Raw genomic sequence first — 16236 nt, forward strand, 5'->3', positions numbered from 1 at the left:
CCTCCTTCGGGCCGTGCTCGCAGTGGCCCGTGTTCGTACGGGTGTTGTGGCCATCAGCCTGCCTCCGTGACATCATAGTTGACACGACAACCAAATTGTGTGGGAGGTGCTCTCTCGGTGAGCAACGTGGAAAACGGTGCCGCGGCGCTGCGGTGCGGTGCACTCGTCGAAGGCGACCGGCCGACCGGAGCGCCGCGGGTCGATGTCCTGTCGGCGCGCGAGGTCCCCCTGGGTGGTCCGCGTGCGATGCGCGTGCGGCGGACACTGCCCCAGCGGGGGCGCACACTCATCGGCGCCTGGTGCTTCGCCGATCACTACGGGCCGCACCAGGTCGCCGCGTCAGGCGGCATGAACATGCCCCCACATCCGCACACCGGACTGCAGACGGTGAGCTGGCTGTTCAGCGGCGAGGTCGAGCATCGCGACACCCTCGGCACTCATGCCCTGGTCAGGCCCGGCGAGGTAAACGTCATGACCGGCGGACACGGCATCGCCCACTCGGAGGTCTCCACCCCGAACACCACCGTCATCCACGGCGTCCAGTTGTGGGTCGCACTGCCCGAGGAACACCGCGGCACCGCCCGGGACTTCCAGCACCACGCGCCCGAACCCACTCAGGTCGACGGGGCCGAGATCAGGGTCTTTCTGGGCTCGCTCGCCGGCCGGACCTCCCCGGTCCGGAGCTTCACACCGCTGCTCGGCGCCGAGATCGTCATCGAAGCGCACAGAACGCTCACTCTCGCCGTGGACGCGGCTTTCGAGCACGGCCTTCTCATGGACAGCGGGGACATCCGCCTGATCGACACGGTGCTGCGGCCTGCCGAACTCGGCTACGTCCCTCGCGGCGCGGACACCCTGACGATGGTGAACGAGACCGACACCCCGGCGCGGACCATCCTCCTCGGAGGACCTCCCTTCGGGGAGGAGATCGTCATGTGGTGGAACTTCATCGGCCGCAGCAACGAGGACATCGTGAAAGCCCGCGAGGACTGGGAGGCCTCCTCCGACCGCTTCGGCGTCATCGAGGACTTTCCCGGCGGCCGCCTTCCCGCACCGGCCCTGCCGAACGCCGTCATCACACCGCGCCGGAACCCACCGACACGCTGACCTCCCTTTTCCGACCGCCTACCCCGACCCGGGCGTACAGCGCGTCTTCTTCCACACCGAGACGGGCGAGGCCCGGTCACACCCGACACCCCGCGGTGGCCGGATGCGCAGCCCGGCCGAGCGCGGTCCCGCCGAGAAGGCACCTGTCACCGGCCGCACAACGGCGTACGCGGCCGACCGCCAGCTTCGCTCGCCCAGGTTCGGGCCACCAACTTCCGCCCCCACACATCTACTTGACGCGTCAACTTCCAACGCTAATATAGGTGACGCGTCATCTACTTGGTCGAGCCGGTTGCTCCTGACACCGGGGGCCGTCTCTCCGCACGGGGCCGAACCGGCTCGTGGAGCACTCGGCGTGATGGCTTGCCGACTCGGCCCGAGGAGCGGTGTACCGCCGTATCGACGATGACCCGTCCGAGCACGCGGACATAGACACGCACGCAGACACAGACACAGACACCAGGAAAGAGATCCCATGAGCAAGGAAGCAAAGTCCGGACTCCAGGCACTGCTGACGCCCGAGGAGAGCGTCGTCGTCCTGATCGACCACCAGCCGTTCCAGTTCGCCAACCTGAACAGCCACGAGCCCACGATGGTCGTGAACAACTCTGTCGCCCTCGCCAAGGCCGCCAAGGTGTTCGATGTACCGACCATCCTGACGACCGTCCTGGAGGAGCGCGGCGGCTACCTCATCAAGGGACTGCAGGACGTGTTCCCGGAGCAGAAGCCGATCAACCGCACGGTCATCAACACCTGGGAGGACCAGGTCGTCGTCGACGCCGTCAAGGCGACCGGCCGCAAGAAGCTGATCATCGCCGGTCTCTGGACGGAGGTGTGTGTCGCGATGCCGGCGATACAGGCGGCGGGTGAGGGCTTCGAGGTCTTCGTCGTCACCGATGCTTCGGGCGGCGCCTCGAAGGAAACCCACGACATGGCTGTGCGTCGCATGATCCAGGCGGGCGTGGTACCGATCACTTGGTTGGCCGTAATGAGTGAGTGGCAGCGCGACTATGCCCGCGAGAAGACCCTCCCGGGCCTCACCGACGTTCTGCTGGAGCACGGGGGCGCAACAGGCGTCGCCTTCAGCTGGGAGACGCAGTTGCTCGCCACAGGACGCGGTGGAACCGACGTCTGACCTGACGACGCGCGGGCCCCGATCCGTATCGGGTACCGCCGGTCGCCAACGGCCTGTCGCCGACCGGTCCCCTCGCGGACAACGGCCTTCGGCCCGTCTCGCCCATGGGATCCGGAGCCGAGGACATCAACGCTCGCGGGGGACTGCTCGGCCGCCCGGTCGAGTTCGTCCGCAATCCTGTTCTCGGCGCCAGGACCAGCGCCGAGAAGCAGGTTGGGTGCCCTTCTCGCCGACCGGCAGCGCGAGGCGGTGGCGGACCGTCGCGATCCCCGCCTCCAGACCGCGGATATGCGCGGCCAGGCCCCGACGGGCCAGGGCCCACTGGTCATGGGTGGCCTTGGTGATACTCCCGGCCCACCGCGACGACGACCGCCCCGTCAACGCCCGCTTACGCACCGCCCAGCGCTCCGCGTCGTGGTCCAGACCGTCACGGCAGCGGACCGCCAGATCCCCCGACGCCAACGACCCCAACCACCCACCCACCTCACACAGCACCCGCTCCTCGGCGGCCGACACACGCAATCGGGTACGCACTGCAACACCCGCCGGGCCGGGCACGACAAACGGCGCGACCACTACCCGAAGCTCCGCCATCCATCCCACCCCCTCCGCAGCCCTGGGCTCCCGGGCCTCCGGTACGCCACCGGGCATCCCATGTCGAACAGGACAACGAACCACCGGGTCAAGAGTCACCCACCCAGCCCAACAGCCACCCACCCCACCGGAACAGAACCGGGAACCACCACAGACTCACTCGCGCGCGCGTATGGTCACCAGAACTCACTTATCGGGCAGCAGTTCCTACCCCCTGAGCGTGGTCACGCACCCATCGCCATGACCGCTGGTCGACCAACTGCTTTCCGTCGCCCACCAGTTACCCGAAGTGGCCATCGCGGACTCCACCAGCCAGGCGGCCCAGGCCGTGGCCGAGCGCCGATACGACCTCGCGCTCACCACCGAACCGGCCGCCACACGGCACGGACTGCGCTTCATCTCCCGGCCGCGCCCGATCCGCATGGTCTGGTCGGTCTTCGTTCGCACCTGACGGCGTGGGCTAGGACCGAGTCCGGAGCGCGGACGGGGACCGGGAAGACCACGCTGCCGCTCTCGACGGCGCGTCTCCGGACCGGGTACGGTGCTCGGCGTCGACAGTGGGCAGCCGACAACCCGAGCTTCGCCTTCCGGCGGCACAACAACACCCGGAACGAAGACCCCCGGCGAGGCATCACCGGTCAGGGGCGTGGCCGAGGTCGAAGATGCGACCCTGCCCCAAGAGGCGCCGAACGGCTGCCCGTTGGGTAGCCGCACACTGCCCTCGCGTCCATGGCGTCCCAGGCTTCGCCTCACTACACCTGGAAGGTGGCAGTAAAGCCGGGGGGACCGCCCAAAGACCCGAGGAGCCGAGCCCTTGTACGCATACAGAGATCGCGAAGCCAACGGTGCCCGAGCGCCGTTGGCGCGTCCGTCCCAGAGCGCGGCCGGGGCCGCTGCCGACACGTTCCTCTCCCTCTCGGCCATGCAGACTCAAGCGGGCAACGCCGCGACGTCGGCATTCCTGTCCGGTGCCTCGCCCGTGCAGCGGGCGCCCCAGGTGCAGCGCGCGCCCCTTCAGGTGCAGCGCGGCCGGGACCGGGACTATTCACGCATGACGGAGGAGGAGAAGTACCAGGAGGCGCTCGCAAGGGAAAGGAGGGCTCACGAGCGCGCCTCAAGACGCGACGCGGAATACGACGACGGGGACCTGCCCTACGGCCCGAATGACGATCCGTTCGGCGGGCACACCATCAAGAAGGGCTACGCGAACGACAAGGGCCCGATGGCCGTGACGAACAAAAAGCAGCACCCCGGCAGCGGCAGATTCAGCGACAGGTACCACGAAAAACGCCCTGGCAAGCCCCCAGGCTTCATGTCCCAGCTGACCGACGACGATCTCGGGGTCGCCGTGGACGTCCTGCGGAATGAGCCGCCGGACCAGGACAGGATCGACAGCATGGACCCCACCCGGCGCCGTGCCGCCTCCACACTCTACGGCGCCTCGTATTCGGAGCATAAGCGTCGCCCGGGTTCCAACAAGGCGTTGCGTTCCGCACTTGAGCGCCAAAAGAGCGGCAGGGCCAGCCGTGACGAATTCGTAGACAATTTCCCCATGGCCGGATCCGTGACACATGACGGGGACCGCTACGGTGCGCAGGCCTACCCCAAGGCACAGTCCGGCAAGCACAAGCTCTCCAGGGGGGCACGCGATACCCTGCTCGAAATGTCGTCATCCTCCGACGAGGGCGGGGACGGGGGCGGGGGGTCGCCGATGATCGTGGACGCCCCGCATCCGCACTCGCGTCCGTCGCACGCGCCACGGCACTCGCGTCCGTCGCACGCGCCACGGCACTCGCGTCCGTCGCACGCGCCCTACCCTGGCCCGCCGCCCGGGCCCTCGTACGGAGGCGGCCCGTCGCACGCGCCCTACCCTGGCCCGCCGCCCGGGCCCTCGTTCGGTGGCCCCTCGTTCGGTGGCCCGCCGCCCGGCCCCTCCTACGGAGGCCCCTCGTACGGAGGCCCGCCGCCCGGCCCCTCCTACGGAGGCCCCTCGTACGGAGGCCCGCCGCCCGGCCCGCGCGGAGGTGGTGGCGCGCCGGCCTCGGAGCCCGTGTACGAGGTCAACGGTCGCCCCTGCGTCATCCGCAACGGCCAGTACGTCCCGATCGGGTGAAGCGCTCCCCCAACAGCGGGCCTGACACAACATCACGCCCGTAGCCCGCCGGGCGGCCCCGCACGGGACCGCCCGGCACCGCCCCGCCGGCCGCGGCCGCGGCTCCGTGTCTGCTACTCGCAGGGGCAGGCTGGATGTGGCGGGGCTGGCCATACTCGACCGCATGGACGAGACAGCGCACGGCAAGTCCCTCCTCGGCGAGTTCCTCACCACTCGCCGGGCGCAGTTGAAGCCGGCCGACGTGGGACTGCCGGACTACGGCGACCGGCGGCGGGTGCCGGGGCTGCGGCGGGAGGAGCTGGCCCAGCTGGCCGGGGTCAGCGTGGCCTACTACATCCGGCTGGAACAGGGGCTGTCGCTCAACGCCTCGCCGCAGGTCCTCGACGCACTGGCCACGGCTCTGCGCCTGGACGACGCGGAGCGGCGCCACCTGCACACCCTGTCCGGTGATGCCCGCAAGAGCCGCCGCCGGCTCCCCGCCGAGCGGGTCACCCCGGCGGTGCGCCAACTGGTGGACGCCCTGAGGGACTCACCCGTGGTCGTCCTCGGCCGGCGCTCGGACATCCTGACGTGGAACCGCGCCGGGCACGCACTGTTCGCCGGGCACCTGGCCGGGGACAGCCCGGATCGGGCGGCCACGCGGCCCAACAGTGCCCGGCTGATATTCCTGGACGCCCACACCCAGGACCTGTACGTGGACTGGCACAGCAAGGCGCGGGACGTGGTGGGCAAGCTGCGGCAGGCGGTCGGGGAATACCCGGACGACCCGCATCTGGCCTCCCTCATAGGCGAGTTGACCATGCGCAGCCCGCAGTTCGCCACGCTGTGGGCCGAGCACCGGGTGCGCGCCTGGGGCATGGTCGAGTACCGCATGCGCCATCCGACGGTCGGAGAGCTGGACGTGCTCCAGCACTCGCTCGCGGTGCCCCGGGAGCAGGGGATCCGGGTGGTGGTGACGACGGCGGCGCCCGGCTCCGCCTCCCAGGCGGCGCTGCGGTTGCTCAACCAGACCCTCCAGCCCACAGCCGACAGGCCGGCAACCGCCCACCCCGCCACCGGCGCCCCCGTACACATCGCTCCTCCCCTGCACTCCTGATCCGGCCGTCCGGCCACCGCACATCCACAGTCCGTCCGTAGTCCGCCCGTTCGTTCCGTCTCGCCCGTACGTATGAAGCGTCACCCCTGAACATCACTCGTCGCTCCCCGGCCCGAGGCCTGCCGGAGAGTGCCGCAGGGCCTCGTCACGCGCGCCTTCCCGCCGCCGATGACGCCGCCTCCCCTCTCTCTTCTCCTGTGTCCCCGCCCAGCGGCGATCACCCGTTTCCGGTGCTCGCACGCGACGGGCGCGTGCCCGTCTTCCTCTTTCACCCCTCCCGGAGGTTCCCCATGTCCACTACACCCGTCACGGCTTTCACCGAGGTCGTCGACACCGTCGCCTACCTGGTCGAGCACGTGGAGGAGCAGCGGTGGAGCGCGCCCACGCCCTGCACCGACTGGACCGTCCGGCAGCTTGTCGACCATCTGGTCGCGGGACAGCAGACGTTCGCCGACGTGATGGGGGCGGAGGCGCCCCTGCCGGCGCTCGACGCCGACACCGCTCCGGAGGAGCTCAGGCGGACGTTCCGGACCTCGGCCGCCACCCTGGTCGCCGCCTTCGAGGCTCCGGGAGCGCTGGAGCGCGCCGTGCGGGCGCCGGTCGGTGAGGTGCCCGGTGCGGTGGCGCTGCACCTGCAGACCATCGAGCACCTGGTGCACGGCTGGGACCTGGCCCGGGCCATCGGCCAGAAGGCCCTGTTCGACGACGCCACGGTGGAGCGGGAGACCGAGTTCGCCCGCGGCCTCCTGGCACAGCTGCCGTCCGGGCCCGGCGCTCCGTTCGCGCCGTCCCGGACCGCTCCGGAGGACGCCCCCGCGCTCGACCGGCTGGCCGCCCTGCTCGGACGCGACATCACCGGATGATCCCCGGACACCTCACCGCAGTACCCGCCGACCCCAACTCTCCTGAGGAAACAAGGACCATGAAGAAGACGAAGCTGAAGATCGCCATCGCGAGTGCGGCACTGGTCGTTGTGGCGGCCACCGGGACGGCGCTGGCCGCGCGCAACATGTCCGGCGGAACCGGCTCCGAAACCGTGGCCAACTCCAACTCCAACTCCAGCTCCGCCTCCGAGCGATCCGTGACCGGGCAGAACAAGCAGAAGACGCCCAGCCCCATCAAGGCCGACGGCGCGAACGTGTTCCCGCACTCCCTGGACTACGACGCGCAGTCGAAGACGTTCTTCGCCGGCTCGCTGAAGCAGGGCAAGGTCTACGCCGTCGACCCGGACGGCACGGTGCGCACCTTCATCGACGACCCGCAACTGGTGTCGGCACAGGCCGTCCGCGTCGACCGCGAGCGGGGCCGCGTCCTGGTCGGCAACGTGGACTACGGCACCGCCGACCGTTCCAAGGAGAACCCCTTCGGCATCGCCGGTGTGGGCAGCTACGACCTGGCCACCGGGAAGCAGGACTGGTGCGTCGACCTGACGGCCATCGCCCTCGATGGCAAGAAGCACCTGATCTCCGACGTGACGGTGGCGCCCGACGGCACCGTCTACGCCGTCGACGAGCTGACCCCCACGGTGTTCCGCATCGACACCGAGGGCCGCGCCTCGGTCCTCCTGCGGAGCGACCTGCTCCAGGGCAAGCTGGACATCCCTGACTTCCTGAACGGTGTGGGCATGTCCGCGGTGGAGTGGGTGGCCGGGGACCAGCTGATCATCGCCATGGCCGACGGCGCGATCGTACGGGTGCCCGTCCAGCAGCCCGAGGACGCGGAGCTGGTGAAGCTGTCCGGGACGCCGCTGTCGGCCCCCACGGCCGGCATGCGGCTCCTGGAGGACGGCTCGATCACCGCGGTCAGCAGCGGTCTGCTGAACGGCAAGCCCGCCCAGATCCAGCACGTGCGGCCCAGCAACAACTGGAAGGAAGCCACGGTGAAGGTCACCGACACCGTCCAGGACCCCGTCACCAGCGACGTGACCGCGGGCCCGGACGGGAGGACGTACGCGCTCAGCGGCGGACTGGCCGACCTCCTCGCGGGCAAGCCCAACGACGGCTTCACCCTGACCCCCGTCAAGACCGGCTGAGCCGGTAGCCGTTCCCCGAGTCGGCATCGTGCGGTAGCCCTCCTTGCCGCGGGTGGGCTACCGCACTCCGCTGTGTGTGGTGCGGAACGTCAGTTGTGTGCGGGTACGGAGTCTCAGTCCTTACGGCCCGTCACCGCGACGCCGACACCGAGGCCGATCATCGCGACACCACCGGCGCCGCCGACCATGGCGAGCCGGCGCGGCGAGCTGACGAACCACCCCCGCGCGGTGGCGGCGATCAGCCCCCACGTGCTGTCGGAGACGATCGCGACGACGTTGAAGACGAGACCGAGCAGCAGCATCTGCAGGGCGACATGCCCCTGGCCGGGGTCGACGAACTGCGGCAGCACGGCGGCGAAGAACACGATGGTCTTGGGGTTGGCCACGCCGACCACGAACCCGTCCCACAGCGTACGGAGACTGCCGCGCCCGGGCCCCTCCCCCGTGAACGAGGCCTGCAGCACGCCACGTTGCCGTATCGCCTTCACACCGAGGTACACCAGATAAGCAGCGCCCACCAGCTTCAGCGCCGTGAAGACGATGACGGAGCGCTCCACGACGGCACCGACCCCGAGCGCCACGGCCACGACGAGCACATAGGCGCCCAGCGTGTTCCCCAGCACCGTGGTCAGCGCGGCACGACGCCCCTGCGCCAGGGCCCGCCCCACCACGAAGAGCACACTGGGGCCGGGGACCACGATGAGCAGGAACGACATGGCCGCGAAGGCGAGAAGCCGGTCGGTGGACACCATGAGCCGGATCATAGGCACGCCCGGGTTCGCGCCTCCACCCCGATTCCGGCCTTTGGCACCGGCGCGGTACGGCGCCGCTGCCGCGCCACCGCGCTACCCCCAGGTGAGGGGATCAAGGTGGAGGTAGAACCGCTCCCTCTCGCGGTCCAGGACGGCGCCGTACCGTCGGGCGAACATCTCGTCCGCGGCGCACGCCTGCTCCTCGCCGGTCCATGTCTCCCGGGAGTTGGCGAGCAGCAGCGCGATGTCCGCGTACGGATCGGCCCGTCCGAGGCGGCCGAGGTCGATGAAGCCCGCCACGTCGAGGGTCTCCGGGTCGAGGATGATGTTGGGCAGACACAGGTCCCCGTGGCAGACGACGCTCCGGTCCGCCTCCTCGGCGAGCCGCCGGCCGAGCTGTGGTTCGAGCCGCGCCAGCAGTTCCCCGGCGGGCGTCCCCTGCTGCTCCTCGGGGAGGAACTCCGGGTGGACGGCACCGCGGGCGACGACATCGCGCGCGACGGCGAACATCTGCGCGAGGTCACGGGTGAACGGGCAGTCCCGTACGGGCAGTTCGTGCAGCCCGCGTACCGCGTCGGCGATCGGCGCCCACGCCTCCCGGAGCCTCGGAGCGGGCAGCTGATCGGCCGCCACCCCCGCGACCGCGCTCGTCACCAGGCGGGCACCCTCGCCGGTGACCCGCCAGTCGAGCACGCGCGCCCCCGGGAGGCCCTGTGCGTGGAGCCATTCGACCCGGTCCCGCTCCGCCTCCAACGCGGAGACCTGACCGGCGGGGACACACTTGGCGTACCGCGAGCCGTCCTCGGCGCGGAAGACACCGGCCCCGGACTCACCGTCGGTGACGGCCTCCCACCGGCCGGCGCCGAGGCCGTCGGAGAGCAGCGCCCGGAACACACGGGCCGTATCGGGGGTTACGTCCTGGGGCGCATCCGGGGTCACCTCGTTCACACCGGCACCCTAACGGGCGAAGGAACCAGGAGCTCCCCGGTCAGGGCGGAACGAGCGAGGGAGCAGCCGGCCGGCCCCGAGGACGCGGGCCACTTCCTCCGTACGGTCAGCTGCGCTCACGGGCGTCGTCCGAGCTGACCGAGGCCACCAGGAAATCTTCCCCGCTCGACGGGCGGAGGCCGTCGCTCCGGCCGGCGAAGTAGCGGTCGGCCAGGGCGGTTCCCGGTACGTGCCGGGTGTCCTCGAACCCCGCCGCGCGGGCCAGTGCCAGCATCTCTCGCGGGGTGTAGAAGCTGATGAACGGCGTTCCCGCCGCCCGCGCCTGCGGCTTGGTCGCCTCCAGTGCGGGGCGGTCGGCCTCGTCGAGGAGTCCGGCCGGGAGCAGGAACGTCAGGGCGAGCGTCGAGCCGGGGGCCAGTCCGGCGAGCCGGCGCAGGGTCGCCGCCGTGGCCTCCTCGGTGAGGTACATGGTGACCCCGGTGCATGCGACGACCGCGGGCAGGCCGGGATCGAAGCCCGCGGCGGCCAGTTCCTCCCACCAGTCCCCGCCCGCCTCGAAGTCGACCGGGACGAGTCGCAGCCCGTCGGGGACCCCGTACCCCAGCTCGGTCAGGCGCCGCCGCTTCCAGGCCAGGGTGCCCGGCCGGTCGATCTCGAAGACGCGGAGGCGGGCGGCGAGTTCCGGTCTGCGCTGGGCGAAGGTGTCGAGCCCGGCCCCCAGGATGACGTACTGGGTGACCCCGCGGCCGGCCTGCTCGGCGACCAGATCCTCGACGAACCGGGCGCGGGCCACGACGGCCGCCCGGAACCCGGCGGTGGCGCGCGGGTCCATGTCGGGACGGTGCCGCCATCCCTCGCCGGGGGCCGCCAGCCGCAGGCCGATCTCGTCCTCGATGACGTGGGGCGGCGGGTCGGCCTGTACGTGCATCGCCCGCCAGAGGGCGACCCGTACCGCGGTGGTGTCCGGCCACTCGTCGCGCTCGTCCGCCATCACCATGGTGTCCAGCTCCTTACGGTCGGCCCCCGGCGCCCCGTTCATCCCTGGATTCTCACGCCGGGCCGCGGCCGACAGCCCGTACGACACACTCGCAGCGCCGTCCGGCCCCCCCCGGCGTCGGGGCACGTGGGGCCGCCCTTCGGCACGACGAGCGTGCCGTTCACCCCGAACGTGACGATCATCAGCCTTCACCCGGGTCGTACGGCGGTGAGGGCTGGTTCCAGACGGCGTCGTACCGGCCGACGATCCGCCGGAGTTCGCGGGCGCTTCGAGGCGAAAGGACCTGCGTCACGGTGTCGAGGAGAGCACGGGCTTCGAGGGGATCACCGCAGCAGTACCAGTGCACGTTGCCCCGTTCGTAGTCGTCCCACAACTGGCGCTCGGGACGGTGCACGTAGTCCTTCCACAGACGCAGAGCCGCGCCGACGTCTCCCGGCCGCAGATAGTTGCGGGTGTGTTCGAGACGGAAGATCTCGGACAGCGCACGCGAGGACAGGCCGTCGATGGTGCGCCTTACTTCTGGGTACCGGGCGCCGGGGACGCGTGCCCGGATGTGTCCTGGCCGCCTACGCGGCATGGGCCTTTCGGTTCGTCGTCATGCCGCACATCGTGCCACGGCCTCATTTCCGAGAGGGCCGAGCAGGCGTGTCTCTGCACTTCAACGTAAATGGAAGGTGTCGCCCGTTTACGGCGTCGGAGTCGGCGCGCGATCGGAAAGATCCCTTCCGCTCCCAGAATCCGGCGCTGCGAGGGCGTCCGGACATGGCGTTCCGGATGGTACGGCGCCGGTGGACGGCCTGGCGCGGTCGTGCGGTCGAACCTCTGATCCGGGAGTCGCTCGAACTGGCGGCAGCGACGGGGGAACTGCCCTGGCCGGAGGCCGAGGCGGTGGGTAGCTGGTGGAACCGGCAGTTCAGCCCCGAGGTCGACCTGGTGGGCGCCGACCGCGCACCCGTGGCCGGGACGCTGTACTTCGCGGGCTCGGTCAAGTGGCTGACGGGCCCTTCGACCACCACGACCTGGCCGCCCTGAACGAGGGCGCGGCCCAGGTACCGGGTTTCGTCCCGGGCTCCACCGGGCTGATCGTCGCGCCCCTCGGCGGCACGAGCGGGATCACCGGGACGGGCGGGGGCGACGGGGCCGACCTGGTCCGGGGACCGGGGGATGTCTTCGGGGCATGGCCGGTGTGACGGTGCCGCCCCCACCACGACGCCGCGCCCTCCGCGTGGTGTGGAGGGCGCGGCATACGGCCTGGAGAGGCGCCGGGTCAGTGTCCGTCTGCCGCCGGTTCCAGTACGAAGACCGGGATCTCGCGCTCCGTCTTCTTCTGGTAGTCCGCGTAGTCCGGGAACGCCTCGACCGCGCGGGCCCACCACAGGGCCTTCTCGTCGCCCGTCACCTCACGGGCCACCATGTCCTGGCGCACCGCGCCGTCCTGCAGCTCCACCCTCGGGTCGGCCACGACGTTGTAGTACCAGACCGGGTGCTTCGGGGCGCCGCCCAGGGAGGCGACCACGGCGTAGGTGCCGTCGTGCTCCACACGCATCAGGGGGGACTTGCGGATCTTGCCGCTCTTTCCGCCCAGCGTGGTCAGGATGACGACGGGCATGTCCCGGCGCTTCTCGTCGGCCGTGCCGACCAGGGACGCCAGTGTCGTGCCCTGTGTGCCGCCGGAACTCTCGTACAGCTCCACCTGGTCCCGTACCAGCTGCTGCGTGCTCGGCTCGTACTCGCCCTTCAGAGGCATGCTGTCCATCTCCGATGCTGTCGGGTGCTGTCGAATGAGTCCTCGTCCGCTGGAACGCACGGGACGGAGGCAATCATTCCTGTACCGGGCCGCCGAACAGCCGAACGACAGGCACCACTCGCCATGACGCCCCGTCCGCAGGACAATGTGCACTCACCATGCTCTCGGAGGGGGACGCACATGCGGGAAAGCCACCGGGCCGAGGCCGAACGGCTGTTGGTACGCGCCGTCGAGGAGGAGGTACGGCGCTCCGGCGGGCGAACCGACGGGAACGCCCTGCTGGCGCGCGGGCGCGGCGCCCTGGACGCGATGGCCGCCGGCGCGGACGAGGAGTACGCCGCCTACACGCAGGCCCTGGACGCGACGCGGGTGCAGGCGGTGCCGCTGTCCGAGCGGTTCAGCCGGCAGAGCATCGGCACGCCCGCGCTGGTCACGTCGGTCGCCGCCGTGGCCGCGATCGGCGCCGATGTCGCGCTCGGGACGGCCACGGGGGTCGCCCTCGGCGCCGGCGCCGTCGTCGCCGTGGCCGGGGCGGCGACCACCGTCGCGAAAGTGACCGCCGCGCACTGGCCGGCCGCGCACCGCAGAGCCGGCGCGGCGGGCCAGCCGGGCGGGGCCGAGCAGTTGCGGCTCCAGTGGCTGACGGCGCTGGAGGTACGGGGCATCCGGCCGTTCCTCGACCAGCAGCGCGTCCTGACCTCCGCGACACGCCGTACGACGGCCAAGAAGACCTCCGTCCCGCAGTTGCGGGGCGGGGACCGCAGCGCCGCGGCCCGCCGCAGGACCGTGCTGGAGCAGTCGTTCGGCCATCTCCCCGAGCCCGCGGGCCCGTTCGCCGGGCGCCGCGCCGAACTGGCGAAGATCGCGCAGTGGGTGCACGCCGCCCGCGCGTCGACGGAGACCAAGCCGACGGTCGTCGTGCTGTACGGCGCCCCTGGGTCCGGCCGCACCGAGCTGGCCGTACGCGCCGCACACCAGCTCAGGGACCAGTTCCGGGGCGCCTGCGTGGTCGACCTGCGCGGCGGCGGCACCCTGGAGGCGCCGCTGTCGACGCGCGACGCGCTGCTGCACCTGCTCAACCGGCTCGGCGCGCCGCGCGAGCAGCTGCTCTTCCGCGAGGGCTCCTCGCCCGAGCAACAGGTGCGCAGACTCAGCGAGTTGTACCACCAGCACCTCACCGGCCTGCCGGTGACCGTCGTCCTGGACGACGCCTCCGACCCCGAGCAGGTGCGCACCCTGGTGCCGGAGCGCTCGGACAGCCTGGTGCTGGTGACGGCGCGCGGCCCCGTCGAGCTGCCGGCCGATGTCCCGGCCTGGGTGCACCAGTTGCCCGTCGACGCACTGGACGGGGCGGGCGCCGAGGAGCTGCTGCGCGCCGCCTCCGGGAGCGGGGGTGAGACCGAGGGCGGGCCGTACGACGCCCAGTCGGCGGACCGTGTACGGGAGTTGTGCGGCGGGCTGCCGCTCGCGCTGCGCATCGCCGGCTCCTCGCTCGGCGCCGGCCGCACCGCGCACGGGCTGGCCGCGGATCTCGAAGCGTACGGCCCGGTGGAGCCCGTCGAGCGCGCCCTGTGGCTGCGGTACACCGACCAGAACGACCAGGGCCGGCGGCTGCTGCGCCGTCTCGCGCTCGCGGGGCGCGCCTCGCTGGGCGCGGGCGCCGCGGCGGCGCTGCTCGCGACGGACGAGCAGGAGGCCGGACGGCTGCTGGTTGCCCTGTCGCGGGCGGGCCTGGTCGAGCACGTACGGGGCAGCCGCTATCGGCTGCACGACGTCGTACGGACCTTCGTGCACGCGCGGCTGCGCGACGAGGAGCCCGCGGAGGAGCGTACGGCCGCGCAGGAGCGGCTGATCCGCAACTACGGCGAGCTGGCCGACTCCGTGATCCGGCTGGTCGACGGCAAGACGTCGACCCGCGCGGACCTCTTCAAGAGCGCGGCGGGCGCGCACGGCTTCTCGTCGCTGGACGCGGCGCTGCGCTGGCTGGACGACGAGTCGAGCTTCATCACGGCCACGCTGCGCCACGCGGAGGGCGTGGACCAGCAGGCCGTGCTCAATCTGCTGGGCGCGCTCTGCGACTACTGCCTGCTGCGCGGCGACCTCTACCGGCTGGGCGAGATCAACGAGTTGACGCAGGCGGTGGACCAAGGGCTGTTGGTGCGTTCGGTCCAGTGGCGTACGGGCATCGCCGCCCGGCAGCTCGGCGAGCTGGACAAGGCGCGCACGACCCTGACCTCCGTGGTGGGCCTCTACCAGGAGGCGCAGCACGAGGCGGGCGCGGCCCGCGCGCTCTGCTCGCTCGGCATCACCCTGCACCACCAGGGCAATCTGACCGAGGCGTCGGCGAAGCTGCGCGAGGCGCTGGCGCTCCAGGAGACCCCGTCGCTGGCGGGTGACCGCGGCTGGACGCTGCACGCGCTGGCGGCGGTGGAGCGGGACCGCGGCTACCCGGAGGAGGCGTTCGGGATGCTCACCGCGGCGCTGGCGCTGCACCGCGAGAGCGAGTCGGTGCACGGCGAGGCGTGGGCGCACTTCCAGCTCGGTCAGTTGTTCCTGCGGATGGGTGATGTGGCCCGCGCGGAGGGCGAGTTGCGCGCGGCGCTGGAGCTGTACGCGCGGACCAGGGACGGCCGCGGCGTGGCGTGGGCGACGACGCAGCTGGCGCGGGCGCGGCTGGTGGAGGGTGAACCGGGGCAGGCGGCCGAGCAGTTGCGCGAGGCGCTGGCCAGGCACCGGGAGAACGAGGACGCGCGCGGCGAGGCGTGGACGCTGTACTACCTCGGGCAGGCGCTGGAGGAGGGCGGCGAGCGCGACCAGGCGGTACGGGAGCTGGAGCGGGCCCGCACGATGTTCTCGCGGATGCGGGACGTGTACGGGCTGGCCTGCGCCCGGCACCACTCGGGCCGGGTCACCCGCGACCAGCGTGCCGCGCAGACCGGCAACCTGCGCAACTCGGGGTTCGCCCGGCAGCTCCTGGTCGACGCCCGCGCGGACTTCCGGCGGATCGGCGTCGCGCACGGCGAGGGGTGGACCTGTCTGGAGCTGGCCATCGTCGACGCGGGGAACAGCCGCGCGGCCCAGGCGCTCGCGCTGTGCGACGAGGCGACGGCGCTCTTCACCTCGTACGGCGACCACCGCGGCGCGGACTGGTCACGCTTCCTGCGCTGCACACTGCTGCCGTACGGCTCGGCGGGCGGTACGGAGGTGGGCTCGGCGGTGGCCGAACAGGAGCTGGCCGAGCTGTCCGCGGCGGACCATCCGGCGCGGGACGGCAAGCTGGCGGACTCGCTGGCGGCGTTCGCCGTGATGCTGGGCCGGGGTGTCCGGCTGGAGGACGGCTGGCAGGCCTGGGACCTCGGCATGGTGCCGAACCGGCACGCGCGCGAGGTCATGGGCGTACCGGTCGAGGTCACACCCGCCTGACGCCCGCCCGACGCCCGCCCGGACGGCCTGTTCGCCGCGCGTACGGCACCGGTACCGGCCGCTCCCCTGGCGGAGGGGGCGGCCGTACGCCGGACCGCCGCGTCGCCCGTACCGCCGCACGTCGGGCGTGCGCGACCCGTACGACGCCGATCGGTACGGCACCGATACGTACAGCGCTGATCCGTACAGCGCTGATCCGTACAGCGCTGATCCGTACAGCGCTGATACCTGCAGCGCGCCGATCCCTACCGTGCCGTACGTACCTACGGACCGCACGGATCGTACGGATGCG

General features: G+C 71.5%; 15 protein-coding genes and 1 pseudogene. 10 read left to right on the top strand and 6 right to left on the bottom strand.

Features of this window, described 5'->3' with window-relative positions; translation table 11 throughout:
• Window positions 1-117 precede the first annotated feature (117 nt).
• Together ACFXKG_RS31250 and ACFXKG_RS31255 are read left to right on the top strand one after the other, a co-directional pair.
• Window positions 118-1107, top strand: a complete 990-nt coding sequence (locus ACFXKG_RS31250; protein ID WP_384846203.1) for a pirin family protein — start codon at window positions 118-120, stop codon at window positions 1105-1107.
• Between the two features lie 475 nt (window positions 1108-1582).
• A complete protein-coding gene (locus ACFXKG_RS31255) occupies window positions 1583-2242 on the top strand; it encodes a hydrolase (protein ID WP_384846205.1) in 660 nt (219 codons plus the stop codon).
• A gap of 213 nt (window positions 2243-2455) precedes the next feature.
• On the opposite strand, the pseudogene ACFXKG_RS31260 reads toward ACFXKG_RS31255, so the two are convergent.
• Window positions 2456-2836 (bottom strand): annotated as a pseudogene (locus ACFXKG_RS31260) (hypothetical protein); the annotation flags it as partial.
• Between the two features lie 289 nt (window positions 2837-3125).
• Between ACFXKG_RS31260 and ACFXKG_RS31265 the strand changes: the two are divergent.
• The 5 genes from ACFXKG_RS31265 to ACFXKG_RS31285 all read left to right on the top strand — a co-directional run bounded on the left by ACFXKG_RS31265 (window position 3126) and on the right by ACFXKG_RS31285 (window position 8077).
• The gene (locus ACFXKG_RS31265; protein WP_384846207.1) at window positions 3126-3287 is read left to right on the top strand and encodes a hypothetical protein; all 162 of its coding nucleotides are present in this window, start codon (window positions 3126-3128) and stop codon (window positions 3285-3287) included.
• Window positions 3288-3758: 471 nt separating this feature from the next.
• Complete coding sequence (locus tag ACFXKG_RS31270) at window positions 3759-4949, top strand: hypothetical protein (protein ID WP_384846209.1); 1191 nt, start codon at window positions 3759-3761, stop codon at window positions 4947-4949.
• 163 nt (window positions 4950-5112) lie between these two features.
• Entirely contained in the window at window positions 5113-6045 is a 933-nt protein-coding gene (locus tag ACFXKG_RS31275) for a helix-turn-helix transcriptional regulator (protein ID WP_384846211.1), read from the top strand.
• A gap of 290 nt (window positions 6046-6335) precedes the next feature.
• Window positions 6336-6908, top strand: a complete 573-nt coding sequence (locus ACFXKG_RS31280) for a TIGR03086 family metal-binding protein (protein ID WP_384846213.1) — start codon at window positions 6336-6338, stop codon at window positions 6906-6908.
• Window positions 6909-6967: 59 nt separating this feature from the next.
• Window positions 6968-8077 (top strand): hypothetical protein, encoded by a 1110-nt coding sequence (locus ACFXKG_RS31285; RefSeq protein WP_384846215.1) that lies wholly within the window; start codon window positions 6968-6970, stop codon window positions 8075-8077.
• Window positions 8078-8190: 113 nt separating this feature from the next.
• Here ACFXKG_RS31285 and ACFXKG_RS31290 read toward each other — a convergent pair whose 3' ends face one another.
• From ACFXKG_RS31290 to ACFXKG_RS31305, 4 genes are all read right to left on the bottom strand, one after another.
• Entirely contained in the window at window positions 8191-8829 is a 639-nt protein-coding gene (locus tag ACFXKG_RS31290) for a LysE family translocator (protein ID WP_384846217.1), read from the bottom strand.
• 93 nt (window positions 8830-8922) lie between these two features.
• Entirely contained in the window at window positions 8923-9723 is an 801-nt protein-coding gene (locus ACFXKG_RS31295) for an APH(3'') family aminoglycoside O-phosphotransferase (RefSeq protein ID WP_384846326.1), read from the bottom strand.
• A 160-nt stretch (window positions 9724-9883) separates the two neighbouring features.
• Window positions 9884-10768, bottom strand: a complete 885-nt coding sequence (locus ACFXKG_RS31300) for a class I SAM-dependent methyltransferase (protein ID WP_384846328.1) — start codon at window positions 10766-10768, stop codon at window positions 9884-9886.
• Between the two features lie 187 nt (window positions 10769-10955).
• Entirely contained in the window at window positions 10956-11351 is a 396-nt protein-coding gene (locus ACFXKG_RS31305) for a hypothetical protein (protein ID WP_384846219.1), read from the bottom strand.
• 185 nt (window positions 11352-11536) lie between these two features.
• Between ACFXKG_RS31305 and ACFXKG_RS31310 the strand changes: the two genes are divergently transcribed.
• Window positions 11537-11806 (top strand): DUF234 domain-containing protein, encoded by a 270-nt coding sequence (locus ACFXKG_RS31310; protein WP_384846221.1) that lies wholly within the window; start codon window positions 11537-11539, stop codon window positions 11804-11806.
• Window positions 11764-11964, top strand: coding sequence for a hypothetical protein (locus tag ACFXKG_RS31315; RefSeq protein WP_384846223.1), 201 nt, complete (start codon window positions 11764-11766; stop codon window positions 11962-11964). The genes ACFXKG_RS31310 and ACFXKG_RS31315 overlap by 43 nt, the downstream gene beginning before the upstream one ends.
• A gap of 77 nt (window positions 11965-12041) precedes the next feature.
• On the opposite strand, the gene ACFXKG_RS31320 is transcribed toward ACFXKG_RS31315, so the two are convergent.
• The gene (locus ACFXKG_RS31320; protein ID WP_384846330.1) at window positions 12042-12521 is read right to left on the bottom strand and encodes a nitroreductase family deazaflavin-dependent oxidoreductase; all 480 of its coding nucleotides are present in this window, start codon (window positions 12519-12521) and stop codon (window positions 12042-12044) included.
• Window positions 12522-12701: 180 nt separating this feature from the next.
• On the opposite strand from ACFXKG_RS31320, the gene ACFXKG_RS31325 reads away from it, so the two are divergent.
• Complete coding sequence (locus ACFXKG_RS31325; protein WP_384846225.1) at window positions 12702-15944, top strand: tetratricopeptide repeat protein; 3243 nt, start codon at window positions 12702-12704, stop codon at window positions 15942-15944.
• Window positions 15945-16236 lie beyond the last annotated feature (292 nt).

The sequence above is a fragment of the Streptomyces sp. NPDC059255 genome (assembly GCF_042752355.1).
Taxonomy (GTDB): domain Bacteria; phylum Actinomycetota; class Actinomycetes; order Streptomycetales; family Streptomycetaceae; genus Streptomyces.

Bases quoted from the DNA above. Each gene is read 5' to 3' on its own strand.
- ACFXKG_RS31275 (WP_384846211.1), top strand. From the start codon at position 5,113: ATGGACGAGACAGCGCACGGCAAGTCCCTCCTCGGCGAGTTCCTCACC.
- ACFXKG_RS31320 (WP_384846330.1), bottom strand. From the start codon at position 12,521: ATGCCTCTGAAGGGCGAGTACGAGCCGAGCACGCAGCAGCTGGTACGG.
- ACFXKG_RS31300 (WP_384846328.1), bottom strand. From the start codon at position 10,768: ATGGCGGACGAGCGCGACGAGTGGCCGGACACCACCGCGGTACGGGTC.
- ACFXKG_RS31285 (WP_384846215.1), top strand. From the start codon at position 6,968: ATGAAGAAGACGAAGCTGAAGATCGCCATCGCGAGTGCGGCACTGGTC.
- ACFXKG_RS31270 (WP_384846209.1), top strand. From the start codon at position 3,759: ATGCAGACTCAAGCGGGCAACGCCGCGACGTCGGCATTCCTGTCCGGT.
- ACFXKG_RS31290 (WP_384846217.1), bottom strand. From the start codon at position 8,829: ATGGTGTCCACCGACCGGCTTCTCGCCTTCGCGGCCATGTCGTTCCTG.
- ACFXKG_RS31325 (WP_384846225.1), top strand. From the start codon at position 12,702: ATGCGGGAAAGCCACCGGGCCGAGGCCGAACGGCTGTTGGTACGCGCC.
- ACFXKG_RS31305 (WP_384846219.1), bottom strand. From the start codon at position 11,351: ATGCCGCGTAGGCGGCCAGGACACATCCGGGCACGCGTCCCCGGCGCC.
- ACFXKG_RS31280 (WP_384846213.1), top strand. From the start codon at position 6,336: ATGTCCACTACACCCGTCACGGCTTTCACCGAGGTCGTCGACACCGTC.
- ACFXKG_RS31310 (WP_384846221.1), top strand. From the start codon at position 11,537: ATGGCGTTCCGGATGGTACGGCGCCGGTGGACGGCCTGGCGCGGTCGT.
- ACFXKG_RS31255 (WP_384846205.1), top strand. From the start codon at position 1,583: ATGAGCAAGGAAGCAAAGTCCGGACTCCAGGCACTGCTGACGCCCGAG.